At 52.3% G+C, this 13,985-nt stretch carries 13 protein-coding genes; 6 read left to right on the top strand and 7 right to left on the bottom strand.

Features of this window, described 5'->3' with window-relative positions:
* The first annotated feature begins 50 nt into the window (after positions 1–50).
* Together IR195_RS06390 and lapB are read left to right on the top strand one after the other, a co-directional pair.
* Positions 51–356: a lipopolysaccharide assembly protein LapA domain-containing protein gene (locus IR195_RS06390; protein ID WP_125746821.1), complete on the top strand. Its 306-nt coding sequence runs from the start codon at positions 51–53 to the stop codon at positions 354–356.
* A complete protein-coding gene (gene lapB / locus IR195_RS06385) occupies positions 357–1,556 on the top strand; it encodes a lipopolysaccharide assembly protein LapB (RefSeq protein WP_206049049.1) in 1,200 nt (399 codons plus the stop codon).
* A 16-nt stretch (positions 1,557–1,572) separates the two neighbouring features.
* Here lapB and pyrF read toward each other — a convergent pair whose 3' ends face one another.
* Positions 1,573–2,271: an orotidine-5'-phosphate decarboxylase gene (pyrF, locus tag IR195_RS06380; protein ID WP_125746817.1), complete on the bottom strand. Its 699-nt coding sequence runs from the start codon at positions 2,269–2,271 to the stop codon at positions 1,573–1,575.
* 274 nt (positions 2,272–2,545) lie between these two features.
* Between pyrF and IR195_RS06375 the strand changes: the two genes are divergently transcribed.
* A complete protein-coding gene (locus IR195_RS06375; RefSeq protein ID WP_125746815.1) occupies positions 2,546–2,830 on the top strand; it encodes a ComEA family DNA-binding protein in 285 nt (94 codons plus the stop codon).
* A 113-nt stretch (positions 2,831–2,943) separates the two neighbouring features.
* Here the strand turns inward: IR195_RS06375 and prpF are convergent, their stop codons facing one another.
* From prpF to IR195_RS06350, 5 genes are all read right to left on the bottom strand, one after another.
* The gene (gene prpF, locus IR195_RS06370) at positions 2,944–4,122 is read right to left on the bottom strand and encodes a 2-methylaconitate cis-trans isomerase PrpF (protein ID WP_206049048.1); all 1,179 of its coding nucleotides are present in this window, start codon (positions 4,120–4,122) and stop codon (positions 2,944–2,946) included.
* Positions 4,123–4,281: 159 nt separating this feature from the next.
* A complete protein-coding gene (gene acnD, locus IR195_RS06365) occupies positions 4,282–6,921 on the bottom strand; it encodes a Fe/S-dependent 2-methylisocitrate dehydratase AcnD (RefSeq protein ID WP_206049047.1) in 2,640 nt (879 codons plus the stop codon).
* Positions 6,922–6,954: 33 nt separating this feature from the next.
* Entirely contained in the window at positions 6,955–8,082 is a 1,128-nt protein-coding gene (gene prpC, locus IR195_RS06360; RefSeq protein ID WP_125746809.1) for a bifunctional 2-methylcitrate synthase/citrate synthase, read from the bottom strand.
* Positions 8,083–8,139: 57 nt separating this feature from the next.
* Positions 8,140–9,036 (bottom strand): methylisocitrate lyase, encoded by an 897-nt coding sequence (gene prpB / locus IR195_RS06355; RefSeq protein ID WP_146945311.1) that lies wholly within the window; start codon positions 9,034–9,036, stop codon positions 8,140–8,142.
* Positions 9,037–9,079: 43 nt separating this feature from the next.
* A complete protein-coding gene (locus IR195_RS06350; RefSeq protein ID WP_125746805.1) occupies positions 9,080–9,823 on the bottom strand; it encodes a GntR family transcriptional regulator in 744 nt (247 codons plus the stop codon).
* Between the two features lie 252 nt (positions 9,824–10,075).
* Here IR195_RS06350 and pabB point away from each other — a divergent pair, with 252 nt between their 5' ends.
* The gene (gene pabB / locus IR195_RS06345; RefSeq protein WP_206049046.1) at positions 10,076–11,434 is read left to right on the top strand and encodes an aminodeoxychorismate synthase component I; all 1,359 of its coding nucleotides are present in this window, start codon (positions 10,076–10,078) and stop codon (positions 11,432–11,434) included.
* A gap of 115 nt (positions 11,435–11,549) precedes the next feature.
* Positions 11,550–12,170, top strand: coding sequence for a phosphoadenosine phosphosulfate reductase domain-containing protein (locus IR195_RS06340; protein WP_206049045.1), 621 nt, complete (start codon positions 11,550–11,552; stop codon positions 12,168–12,170).
* A 106-nt stretch (positions 12,171–12,276) separates the two neighbouring features.
* Here IR195_RS06340 and cysB read toward each other — a convergent pair whose 3' ends face one another.
* Entirely contained in the window at positions 12,277–13,251 is a 975-nt protein-coding gene (gene cysB / locus IR195_RS06335) for an HTH-type transcriptional regulator CysB (protein ID WP_146945314.1), read from the bottom strand.
* A 358-nt stretch (positions 13,252–13,609) separates the two neighbouring features.
* Here cysB and trxA point away from each other — a divergent pair, with 358 nt between their 5' ends.
* Entirely contained in the window at positions 13,610–13,933 is a 324-nt protein-coding gene (trxA, locus tag IR195_RS06330) for a thioredoxin (protein WP_016914369.1), read from the top strand.
* Positions 13,934–13,985 lie beyond the last annotated feature (52 nt).

The following is a 13,985-nucleotide window of genomic DNA, read 5'->3' as shown; positions in this document are numbered from 1 at the left end:
GACTCATACACAATAGAGCCATTATGAACGTCACTGACTAGGAAACTCTCATGCGTTGGATCAAAGGGCTGATTCTGGCCGTCATATTGCTGGTTGTTCTACTGGTGGGCATTTTATTTGCCGTCAACAACCAACAAACCATTGCCTTAAACCTGATTTGGGCAGAACTGCCGCCTGTGTCACTCTCTGTTTGGCTGCTTGCCACATTAACTTGCGGCGTTATTTTAGGCATGCTTGCCATGCTAGGTGTTTACGTACGCCTTAAAGCGCAGCTAGCACGAAGTGAACGACACAATAAGCAACAGCGCAAAGAGCTAGACCGCCTACGCACTCAGGAGCTTAAGGAACTGGCTTAAATGTATGATGTCGTGCTGCTAGGCGTTCTACTGGCAGCCATTGCCATCGGCTTTGGCCTGGGTGTTCGTCACGCCTCCCGCCGCCGCCAGCGCACTCACGACTCTCGCCCATCAGGCTTATCGAGAGAGTACTTTGTCGGGCTGAATTACCTGCTCAATGAGCAGCCCGACGAAGCTATCAATACGTTTGTCAACGCATTGGATGTCAATAGCGATACTGTGGAAACCCACATAGCGCTCGGCAAGCTGTTTCGCGCACGCGGTGAAGCAGATAAAGCCGTTAGCATTCATCAAAACCTACTTGCTCGCCCCGCCCTTTCCACCAGTACTAACGAACATGTACAGCTTGAGCTAGCACGTGACTTTATGGCGCTAGGCGTGCACGACCGCGCCCAGCGAATGCTGAGAGCACTGCTGGATAAATCAGCCAATGATCTCTACCGCCAGGAAGCCAAGCGGTTACTGATTGATTTACTTGAGCGCGAAAAAGACTGGCAGGAAGCGCTTGACGTGGCCCAATCACTGTTTAAGCAACAGCCCGGCATGCAGCGACCTGCTGCTCACTGGCTATGCGAACTTGCCCAGGAAGAGATACATCAAGCAAGTCGCGCGATCGCCCGCAAGCACTTAAAAAAAGCGCTTCAGTTGGATGAGCGATGCGTCCGTGCGACGCTAATGCTGGCCGAGCTGGAGATGGATAATGGGCATTACACACGTGCCATTGAGCACCTAAACCACATTCCCCAGCAGGATATTGCCCATATCCCCACTATGCTGCCCACCCTTCAGCATGCCTATGAACGCAATAACGATATTCAAGGATTTGAAACGCATCTTTATCGGCTACTGGGTCAAGCACCGTACACCAGCATTATTATCGCCCTCGGAGAGCTCGTTCATCAAAGAGATGGTGTAGATAGTGCTATTGAGCAAACGGGCGAGTGGCTAAGGGAGGCACCCAGCCTGGGGGGGCTCGATTACTTAATCGATCTTTATCATGAAAGCCAACGCTTAAGCGGTAAAACCCCGCCTGACACGCGCTTGCTGTTACTTAAGCACCATACCAATGCCCTTTTAGAGGGCAAAGCCCGCCATCGCTGCCGTCGCTGCGGCTTTGCCAGCGACAGCTTGGCGTGGCAATGTCCTAGCTGCCGCCGCTGGGGCACCATTAAGCCCATTACCGGGGTTGATGGCGAGTAAGCGGTAGTACCGTCAGTCAGCCAGCCAGTTCAGCTTCTATGGCTGCTAGCGCCATCATTGGCTCTGCCGCCTGTGTTACCGGCCGCCCAATCACTAAGTGCGTACTACCAGCATTCAGCGCATCACTGGGTGTCATAATGCGCTGTTGGTCATTAGCCGCTGCAAAGCTTGGGCGTATTCCAGGAGTTACCTTCAAAAAGTCGTTGCCACAGAGCGCCTTGATTTGCGCTGCCTCTTGGGCTGAACAGACAACACCACCCAACCCGCTCTGCTGAGTTAATGCGGCTAAACGCAATACATGCTCCTCCGGCGTTACAGCTATACCTACCTCATGCAGATCTTCAGCTTGCATGCTGGTTAGCACTGTGACGGCAATAAGATGCGTATTCAGCCTATGATCATCTAAACGCTTAGCGGCCGCTTCCATCATCTTGCGCCCGCCGGAAGCATGCACATTAACCATCCACACGCCTTGCTCAGCTGCCGCTTGCACCGCACCTGCCACCGTGTTGGGAATATCATGAAATTTTAAATCTAAAAAAATTTCAAAACCACGGCCGTGCAAAGCTTCCAGTACCGCAGGGCCACTGCGCGTAAACAGCTCTTTACCCACCTTTACCCGACAGCGCTTAGGGTCAAGCTGATCTGCCATGCATAAAGCGGCATCCAGAGAGGAATAATCCAACGCGATAATCAACGGGGTATCAGTAGACACTGCGCTTAACTCCATTTTTCATTTGACAGCATTATAACAGCCATCTCGGCCCTACTGTGTAAGTGATTAACCATTATCAGAGAGCAAAAATCTTACAAATACCATCGTTAATGTCTTACAGCCTACCTCCTATAAACGTATTAGTTTAATTAAGGCAAAAGGTATTGAAGGAACAGTCAACCTTATTGCATACGCAAACCGCCACAGCCTATCACTCCAAGTACAACAACCGATGGGAAAGGCGGCTTTAGGGAAATCTATGAGGATATTAACAATGAAAATAACGCTAAAAGGACTATTGGCTGCACTGCTATTGAGCCTAAGCTTAGGGGTTTCTGGCCTTACATTGGCACAAGACATCGCGCCTATTAATGTGAATACAGCAGATGCTGAGCTGCTTGCTGAGTTACCTGGCATCGGCCCCAGCCGTGCGGCCGCGATTATAGAAGAGCGCGAAAATAATGGCGCGTTTGCTAATGTAGATGATCTTACCCGCGTTAGCGGCATTGGCCCCGCCACTGTTGATCGTATGCGCGATCAAGTAGCGATTGAAGAGTAAATCGCTAAAGCAAAGATAAGTATAAAACTTACACCACTCTAGGCTGAAGCCGCCGTTTAGGGCATTCCCAAAACGGCGGCAAGGCGTCATCTAGTATTCACCCGCGAATACTATTAAAAGCTATCAGCGGGTATGCGTACACAACCTTCCATTAACACCCGCGCGCTACGGCTCATGACAGCTTGATCAATCTGCCAACGCCCATCAATCAGGCTTGCTTTTGCACCTACCCGCAACGAGCCAGAAGGATGTCCAAAGGTTACTGCTTCACGCTTCTCACCACCTGCGGCTAAATTCACTAACGTGCCTTGAATAGCTGCTGCCGCGCCGATGGCAACCGCTGCGGTACCCATCATTGCGTGGTGCAGTTTACCCATGGACAGCGCCCTTACCACAAGATCGATGTTTTCCGCACTCACCGCTTTGCCACTGGATGCCGTGTAGCTGGAAGGCGGGGCAACGAAAGCCACCTTCGGTGTGTGCTGTCGGCTGGCCGCTTCATCAACATGCTTAATCAATCCCATACGTACCGCAGCATGGGCACGAATGGTCTCAAACATGGAGAGTGCATTGGCATCGCTGTTAATCGCTTCCTGCAGTTCACAGCCGGTATACCCAATGTCCTGAGCATTCACAAACACGGTGGGAATACCCGCATTTATCAACGTCGCTTTTAAAACGCCAACCCCAGGCACGTCCAAGTCATCGACCAAGTTCCCGGTTGGGAAAATTGCTCCCTCACCATCCGCAGGATCCATAAAGGCCACAGGGATCTCTGCAGCAGGAAAGGTCACACCATCTAGCTCAAAATCGCCCGTCTCCTGCACTTGTCCATCAACAATAGGCACTTGAGAGACGATGGTTTTACCGATATTGACCTGCCAAATACGCACTTCAGCGACACCGTTTTGCGGTATTTTTGTGGGATCAACTAACCCATTAGCAATCGCATAAGGACCTACGGCTGCCGATAAGTTGCCACAGTTGCCGCTCCAATCCACAAACGGCTTATCAATTGAAACCTGGCCAAACAGGTAGTCGACGTCGTGATCTGGCGACTCACTCTTGGAAAGAATCACCGTCTTACTGGTACTTGAGGTTGCCCCTCCCATCCCATCGATCTGCTTTTCATAGGGGTCTGGGCTACCAATCACCCTCATCAGCAGCTTATCTCGCACCTCGCCTGGCACTCTCGCCGCCTCGGGCAAGTTGCTCAAGGTGAAAAACACCCCTTTGCTGGTGCCACCGCGCATATACGTCGCAGGAATACTAATTTGTCCAACATGAGACATAAATAACGCTCCCTAACCATTTTCAATGACGATGCCTGAACATGCTCAATGACAACTATCATTGGCTATGTTCACTAACGCATGCCGAAAAAAGAGCCCGGCGCTTAGCGGCGGGCTCTTTCATTAATCGCCTTGGCGCTGTGTTACACGCCAATTTGGCTAAGCCGTGGTGGACTCAAGAAAGTCTTGGGCAAAACGCTGCAAGACCCCACCGGCAGAGTAAATCGTGACCTCTTCGGCGGTATCAATACGGCAGATCACCGGCACACGTTCAGTGGTACCATTTTGACGATGAATAACCAGCGTTAGCTTGGTGCGGGGCTGAGGAGTGCCCTCTACGTCGAAGACTTCGGTACCGTCCAGCGCTAAGGTTTTACGTGTGGTGCCCTCTTCAAACTGCAGCGGCATCACGCCCATACCAATTAAATTGGTACGGTGAATACGCTCAAAGCCCTCGGCCACAATGGCTTCAACACCCGCTAGCGCAACACCTTTCGCCGCCCAGTCACGCGAGGAACCCTGGCCATAATCCGCACCGGCAATAATAATCAGCGGCTGTTTACGCGCCATATACGTCTCAATGGCTTCCCACATCCGCGTCACGGTGCCCTCTGGCTCAACCCGTGCCAACGACCCCTGCAGCACATTGCCCTGCTCGTCGTGGACCATTTCATTGAACAGCTTGGGGTTCGCCAACGTCGCCCGCTGGGCAGTTAAATGATCGCCACGGTGGGTCGCGTAGGAGTTAAAGTCCTCCTCAGGCAGGCCCATCTTGTGCAGATACTCACCTGCTGCGCTGTCTAGCATAATCGCGTTAGAAGGCGACAAATGGTCGGTGGTGATATTGTCCGGCAAAATCGCCAGCGGACGCATACCTTTCAAACCACGCTCAGCCGCCATATTGCCTTCCCAGTAGGGGGGCCGGCGAATATAGGTGCTCTGAGGCCGCCACTCGTAAAGCGGGCTGACCTGAACGCGCGCGCTCTTGTCGAGGTCAAACATCGGGATATAGGTCTGACGGAACTGCTCCGGCTTCACAGCAGCCTTCACAATCGCATCGATTTCGCTATCGTCGGGCCAGATATCTTTTAGCGTGACAGGGTTTCCGTCATGGTCGGTGCCCAGCACGTCTTTCTCAATATCAAAGCGAATCGTGCCGGCAATGGCGTAGGCAACCACTAAGGGCGGCGATGCTAAAAATGCCTGCTTTGCATAGGGATGAATGCGCCCGTCAAAGTTACGGTTACCGGAAAGTACCGCTGTGGCGTATAGATCACGGTCGATAATTTCTCTCTGGATGACTGGATCTAACGCCCCGGACATGCCGTTACAGGTCGTACAAGCGTACGCCACAACACCAAAGCCAAGTGTTTCCAGCTCATCCATCAACTTGGCTTCTTCCAGATACATCTTGACGGTTTTCGACCCCGGTGCCAGCGACGACTTAACCCACGGTTTGCGGGTTAGCCCTAAGCGGTTAGCATTGCGAGCAATTAAGCCTGCTGCCACCATATTGCGCGGGTTAGAAGTATTCGTACAACTGGTAATCGCGGCGATAATCACCGCGCCATCTGGCATTCTGCCGGCCTGCTCGTCGGCCCTAGCTTTATCCAGGTCGATCGCGATCCCGCGTTGGGCCAGTTCCGAGGTAGGCAAATGAGCATGAGGGTTGGAAGGCCCAGCCAAGGTGCGATTAACGCTTGAAAGATCAAAGCGCAGTACCCGCTCATACTCAGCAGTTTTTAGGCTATCGGCCCATAGCCCCGTGTGCTTGGCATAGGCTTCAACCAGAGCAACCTGCTCATCCTCACGCCCCGTGAGCTTGAGGTAGTCAATGGTTTGGTTGTCGATGTAGAACATCGCCGCAGTGGCGCCGTACTCTGGCGTCATGTTGGAAATGGTCGCCCGGTCACCTACGGTTAACGCGTCGGCACCTTCTCCGTAAAACTCCAGGTAGGCACCGACGACGCGCTCTTTACGCAGAAACTCGGTAATCGCTAACACCATATCGGTGCTGGTAATGCCTGGCTGCAGTTTGCCAGAGAGCTCTACACCAACGATATCCGGCAGGCGCATCATCGAGGCACGGCCCAGCATCACGCTTTCGGCTTCAAGACCACCCACGCCAACGGAAATAACACCCAGCGCATCGACCATCGGCGTGTGGCTATCGGTACCCACACAGGTGTCTGGGTATGCAACAGGCACGCCCTGTTCATCAGGACGGCACTGCACCACCGGCGACATTTTTTCCAGATTGATCTGGTGCATAATGCCGTTGCCGGGAGGAATCACATCGACATTCTCAAAAGCCACTTTGGTCCAGTTAATAAAATGGAAGCGGTCATCGTTACGGCGATCTTCCACCTGGCGGTTTTTTTCGAACGCGTCTTTCTCAAACCCTGCGTGCTCAACGGCCAAGGAGTGATCAACAATCAGCTGCGTAGGTACCACAGGATTCACTTTAGCCGGGTCACCGCCCTTCTCAGCGATGGCATCCCTTAGACCAGCAAGGTCGACTAACGCGGTCTGCCCCAGGATGTCATGACACACAACTCGTGCTGGGTACCAAGGAAAATCCAAATCTTGCTTGCGCTCGATGAGCTGCTTCAATGCGTCGGTTAACAGCGCTGGATCGCAGCGGCGCACCAACTGCTCAGCCAACACCCTGGAAGTGTAGGGCAGCGTCGCATAGGCGCCGGGCTTGATATCTTCAACGGCTTGATGCGCGTCGAAGTAATCTACCGGCTCCCCCTCTGCCGTCACGCCAGGCAGCGGCTTACGATAATTCGTATTCATAATGCCTCTCACTTAATCACGGCCCGTTAAGGGTTAGTCACGCGCTTCGATGGGCACCCACTCGCTCTTCTCAGGACCAGTGTAGTCGGCGCTGGGGCGAATAATGCGGTTATTGGCGCGCTGTTCAAACACATGCGCTGCCCACCCCGTTAAACGGGACATGACGAAGATTGGCGTGAACAGTTTGGTAGGAATATCCATGAAGTGGTAAGCACTGGCATGGAAGAAGTCCGCATTGCAGAAAAGCTTTTTCTCGCGCCACATGACTTCTTCACAGCGCACAGAAACGGGGTAAAGCACACTATCGCCAACGTCTTCAGAAAGCTTCTTAGACCACTCTTTGATAATCTCATTACGCGGGTCAGACTCGCGATAAATGGCATGGCCAAAGCCCATGATTTTCTCTTTGCGCTCCAGCATACCGAGCATTTCACGCTCAGCTTCTTCCGGCGACGCCCAGTTCTCGATCATCGCCATGGCCGCTTCGTTAGCACCGCCATGCAGCGGGCCACGCAACGAACCAATCGCACCGGTAACACAGGAGTGCATATCGGAAAGCGTCGAAGCACAAACCCGCGCCGTGAACGTTGACGCATTGAACTCATGCTCGGCGTATAGAATCAGCGATACGTTCATAACCCGCGCATGCAGCTCAGAAGCAGGCTCGCCGCGCAGCAAGTGCAAGAAGTGTCCGCCTACCGAAGCATCGTCGGTTTCAGTATCAATACGGACACCGTCGTGGCTAAAACGGTACCAGTAGCAAATAATTGAGGGCAGTACCGCTAACAGCCGATCAGAGACATCCTGCTGCTGGTCAAAGCTCTCTTCTGTCTCCAGGTTACCCAGCATGGAGGTACCGGTGCGCATAACATCCATCGGGTGCGCATCTTTAGGAATTTGCTCCAGCACGGTTTTCAAAGCATCAGGTAAGCCACGCAGTCCCTTCAGCTTGGTAATGTAGCTATCAAGCTCGGCTTGATTGGGTAGCTTGCCTTTCAGTAATAAATACGCGACTTCTTCAAACTTCGCCTTCTCAGCCAGTTCTTTAATATCAAAACCACGGTAGGTTAATCCGGAACCCGTTTTACCCACCGTACATAGCGCTGTAGCACCGGCGCTTTGACCACGGAGTCCTGCGCTGTTTTGCGGTTTATCAGCCATGTCGTGTCTCCTGTTAGCTCTTTTTATATGTTTTAGTATCGATAGTATTAACGGCTATTAAGCGTCTTTCTGCTCCGCAAATAGCGCGTCGAGCTTTTGCTCAAAATCGTGATAATTTAAAAAGTCGTACAACTCATCGCGAGTCTGCATGGTATCGACCACCTCTTTTTGATGACCGTTATCCAAAATGCTCTGATACACCTTCAATGCGGCAGCATTCATAGCGCGGAAGGCAGACAGCGGATAGAGCACCATGCGACAGCCCACCTCGCCCAGCTCCTGCTGAGAGAACAGCGGCGTTGCGCCAAACTCAGTGATGTTGGCCAGTATTGGCGCATTTACGCGCGAACAGAACGCACGATAATCATCCAGGGTATGCACGGCTTCGGCGAAGATTGCATCCGCACCGGCTTCCACACAAGCATTAGCACGTTCGATGGCGGCGTCTAAGCCCTCTTTCTGGAACGCATCGGTACGCGCAATCAGATAGAAATCGGGATCAAGCTTGGCATCTGCCGCGGCTTTGATGCGATCAACCATCTCCTGCTGGGACACAATGGCTTTATTCGGGCGGTGGCCGCAGCGCTTTTGAGCCACTTGGTCTTCCAGGTGAACGGCAGCAACGCCTGCGCGCTGCATCTCTTTAACGGTACGTGAAATATTAAAAGCACCGCCCCAGCCCGTATCGATATCTACCAGCAGCGGCAGGTCGGTAGCGCCGCAGATACGATGTGCATCTTCCACCACGTCGTTCATGCTGGTCATACCCAAGTCCGGCAAGCCAAAAGACGCGTTAGCCACGCCGCCGCCCGACAGATAAATCGCTTGGTGGCCTACTCGCTCGGCCATCATCGCGGTATACGCGTTAATCGTGCCTAGAATCGGTAGAGGGCGGTTCGCGTCTAGCGCAGCACGAAAGCGAGCACCTGGCGTAAGAGTAGATGAACTGGACATTGGCATTGCTCCTTTAAAAGGCTTGGCGGATAGGCATAACAAACTAATCCGCTGATGGCGTTGATTGTTGTTCAAGAACAGCTGCGTAACGGTCGGCGACGTTGGCTCGGGAAGCGCTAACGTGGCGGCGCATCAGCAACTCTGCTAGCTCGGCATCTCCGGCTTCAATAGCATCTACAATGCGGTGGTGCTCGACAAAGGCGAGCTGGGGCCGCTTACCGCTGGCGCTGAACTGGGTACGGTAAAGACGCACTAAGTAGTAGAGGTCGTCGCAAAGCAGGTTCATCAGCATTTTGTTATGGCTGCCTTGAACAATGCGATAGTGGAAGTCGAGATCGCCTTCGCGCTGATAGTAAGCTTCGCCACGCTTGAGATCTGCCTGGCCTTCGTGAAGTGCCAACACCTCGCGCAACCCCTTAATCTCTTCGGCAGACATATGCTCAGCGGCCAAGCGTGCTGCCATGCTCTCAAGCGCTTCGCGCACATCAAACAACTCAAGCAGCTCTTTCATAGAAAGCTTGACAACGCGAGCACCAACATGAGGAACACGCTCAATTAAACGGTGCGCTTCTAAACGCCGCATGGCTTCACGCAACGGCCCGCGAGAGATGCCGTACGTTTTAGAAAGCCCCGGCTCGGTAATTTTGCTGCCCGGCGCCAGCTCTCCACGTACAATAGCGTCTTGAAGCTGATGAAAGACCCGCTCAGCCAGCGTTCGGACTTCTGGCGAGGCCTGATCACTGGGCGAATCAGCTTTAGAACGAGAAAGAGTAGCAAGTGAGGTCATGGCTAATTGTCGACAATTATGAAGTAAGAGAACTTTAGCCCGCCATATTTGCGCCGTCAACTAGTCAAAATGGTCGATTTTATTCACCTTTCGTGTAACCCAGCTATTTATTCTTGGGTTAATGTCAACAATCACCCCCTCTCCGTTAACCGTGTTTAACCTATCGTGAGAAAGGCGTCAGTGGTTAGCACTGGTGTCATCAACTAACGACCTCTAGAATGCGTTGCCTTCCATTGGCCTGGCGTTTGCTCCATGACATCGGCGTTGACCATTAAAGCCCTGCCCTACTCTCCTACTCCACTGGAGATCTTTGCTCACCTGCGAAAGCGCCATGGTGCGGTATTACTTGATAGCGGCCGCCCATCAGCAAACGGGCGCTACGACATTATCAGCAGTGATCCGCTAGCCACGCTAGAAGTCATGCCTGATGGACAAACTAACTTCACTTCAAGGCAGCTTGAGCTTCCTCCGGCACTGGCTGGAGATATGCACGCCCAGCAGCAATGGATGCTTGATCAGTTGCCCAATAAAGACCTGCCTAGCGAGCTACCTTTTTTAGGCGGCCTGATCGGTTATTGGAGTTATGATCTAGGACGTAATAACCTTGCGATTCCCAGCCGCCACCCCAGTGTTACTAATCTACCATTGGCACGCTTGGGGCTTTATGATTGGTGCATTACCTTTGATCACGAAAAGCAGGCAGCGTGGCTCATTGCATCAGCAACTCGTCAACAGCAGGTCATGCAATGGCTAGCTCAGCCACCTGTCAGTGTTACTAAAGACTTTCAATTAATCAGCCCCTTTCAGGGCCAGCTAAGCCAAGCGGATTACACCGAGCGTTTTAATACTGTTCAGCACTACATTCGCGCCGGCGACTGCTATCAAATCAACCTTGCTCAGCGGTTTACAGCAAGCTATGAAGGCGATGAATGGCAGGCTTACCTACGCCTTCGCAAGGCAACGCCCACGCCCTTCTCAGGCTTCATGGCATGGCAAAACCAAGCAGTACTTTCGCTTTCCCCAGAGCGCTTTATTCAGTGTAAAGACGGAGTGGTGGAGACGCGCCCAATCAAAGGCACGCGAGCAAGAGGTAAGACGCCGGAGGAAGATATCGCCCTAGCCGAGCAGCTAGTCAGCAGCACGAAAGACCGCGCAGAAAATGTCATGATTGTTGACCTGCTGCGCAACGACTTGGGGCGAGTATGCGCGCCGGGGTCTATTCGTGTACCGCAGCTATGTCAGCTAGAGAGCTACCCCAACGTGCATCACCTAGTAAGCGTGATTCAAGGCCAACTGGCCAAACATCGCTCACCGCTGTCTTTGCTGACAGCAGCGTTTCCTGGCGGCTCTATTACTGGCGCGCCCAAAATACGCGCCATGCAAATTATTGACGAACTGGAACCTTGCCAGCGCAGCGTCTATTGCGGAAGCCTGGGGTATATCGATAAACGGGGCAGCATGGACACATCAATTGCGATACGCACCATGGTAGCAGATGCAGGCAAGCTGCATGTTTGGGGCGGCGGAGGATTAGTCGCCGACTCTAAAGCAGACGAGGAGTACACAGAAACGCTGGACAAAATCCGCCATCTAATTGGCGCTTTGGAATAAATAATAAAATTTTTAAATCAAAAAGGAATATAAAAGCCAAACCAAACGGTATTGGGGCTACGCCCCCTCTCTTTGATAGCCTAGTGTCATACTCGACCTTATGACAGGAGGCAGCATGTCTTCAGCGCTTGACAGCATTAATCGTGACTTCGCCAATAATCCTCAAGACCTTATCAAGTGGGCGCTTGGCCAAGGCGAGCGACCTATTTGCACGACCAATTTCCGGCCGTTTGAGGCGGTGATTCTGCATATGGTCACTCAGGAACGTCCAGATATCCCCATCGTGTGGATGGACAGTGGCTATAACACTGAGGCCACTTACCAATTCGCCGATGCCTTAATCCAGCGGCTGAACCTAAACATGGTCAGCTTTATTCCGCAGCGAACCCGCGCTCACCGTGAAGCGCTAGAGGGGGCAATGCCCAGCATTGATGACCCACGTCACGCAGCCTTCACTCAAGAAGTAAAGATTGAGCCGTTTGAGCGCGCCCTACGGGCAATGCAGCCGGATGTCTGGTTCACCGCCCTGCGGGCAGAGGACACCCCAGAGCGGGCTAAAATGCAGCCTGCCAGCCGGAACAGCGATGGCTTATTAAAAATTGCCCCGCTGCTGCAGTGGACAGCAAAAGATATGTACTACTATCTTGAGGCACACGACCTGCCCAACAACTTTGACTACTTCGACCCCACCAAGGTAGAAGACAAACGTGAGTGTGGTCTGCATTTACAGCACTGAAAATGAAATGTAGGTGACAAACGGTGAATAGCGCGCAAGCTCAACCACGCTAATGCGCTATTCACCCTCTATCTCACCCTCTATCCTCACCCACTATTCGATGCTGCTAATGCTCAGGAAGCTCTACTCCCTCAAATAACTCATGCTCAAAACGTGGGCCAGCCAACAAGGCTTCGTCTACCAAGTCCCGAGTGAGATGAGGTGCAAAGCGCGCTAGGAAATCGTACATGTAGCCGCGCATAAAAGTACCACGACGAATTCCAATCTTAGTCGTAGAGCTCGCGAAAAGATGACTGGCGTCCAGCGCGACCAAATCTTCATCTAATACGGGATCAAACGCCATTTGGGCGACAATACCAACCCCCATGCCCAGTCGCACATAGGTTTTAATTACATCAGCATCAGCGGCCGTTAACACCACATTAGGTGTCAGTCCCTGTGCTTTAAACGCATCATCTAACTGCGAACGGCCGGTAAACCCAAACACATAAGTAACCAGCGGATGTTCACCCAGCGCTTGAAGCGTCAACGGCTTGTCTATTGATGCCAGTGGGTGGTCTTTAGGTACTAAAGCGCAGCGATTCCAGCGGTAGCAAGGTAGCAACACTAAGTCGGTGAATAGTTCTAGCGATTCAGTGGCAATTGCAAAATCAGCCTGGCCTTCGCTAACCATTTGGGCAATTTGCTTCGGTGTACCCTGCTGCATATGTAGCGCAACATCAGGGTACTTAAGAGTAAACTCACTAATGATAGGAGGCAGTGCGTAGCGCGCCTGAGTATGAGTGGTAGCAATCGACAAACTTCCCCGGCGCTCATCGCTGTGCTCTTGGGCGACTTGTTTGATATTTTCTGTCAGCTTCAGCACCTGGCCTGCCAGCTCAATGATAGACAGCCCTGCAGGTGTTACGCGGGTAAGGTGCTTCCCACTACGTGCAAAAATCTCAACACCTAGCTCATCCTCAAGCAAGCGTATTTGCTTGGAAATACCCGGCTGCGAGGTAAACAAACTCTGCGCAGTGGCTGACACATTCAGGTTGTGTCGATTGACTTCCCAGATATAGCGAAGTTGCTGTAGCTTCATATCCTCACCTTATTATCTATGCAGGAAGCACGTTGAAGCGCATCCTCGCGCCGCTGCTAACTTGCACCACCCGCGAAGCACCAAAAGGTGCAATACGCGGGGGGCGACACGCCTCATACATACAATTTTGAATAAAAAATTCTCTTATAATTCACTTATAGTATAAAAAATAGCCGTTACGAACACCTCAAAATTTTTCATAATGGTTGTCTAAACGTCATAGGAAATTTGCCAGCACCTTCTTCGCCCGCTAACATCTGCCAACTTGGCGCGGTGAAGTGCGCTAGTAAAACGCGTAATGACCGTTGCTCCATTTGAGGCAACGAAACAGCAAGAGCAACGCAAACGGGAGAAACAGATGGCTAACAATGTTGATGTCACCAACGCCAATTTTGAGCAAGAAGTCCTCAACGCCGAACAGCCAGTCCTACTGAAGTTTTGGGCCCCCTGGTGCGGTCCCTGTAAAGTAATGGCACCTGTGGTTGATGAAGTTGCCGCCGAACGTGGTGATAACCTGAAAGTGGTTAGCGTGAACGTTGACGATGCGCCTGAAATTGCTGCAGAGCAAGGTGTGCGCGGCGTTCCGACAGTGATGTTATTTAAGTCGGGCACGAAAGTGGCATCGCTAGTAGGTGCACAGTCTAAATCCCAGCTGACCCAATTTATCGATCAAAACGCCTAACGCGCGCGAACGTTACCGCTGGTACTGCCAGCGGTAACTCTCTGCACTTACC

Origin of the sequence: Vreelandella venusta, assembly GCF_015689495.1 — a bacterium.
GTDB lineage: Bacteria > Pseudomonadota > Gammaproteobacteria > Pseudomonadales > Halomonadaceae > Vreelandella > Vreelandella venusta.
The sequence above is the reverse complement of the archived record's forward strand: the minus strand, read 5'-3'. Positions and strand labels throughout refer to the sequence as shown.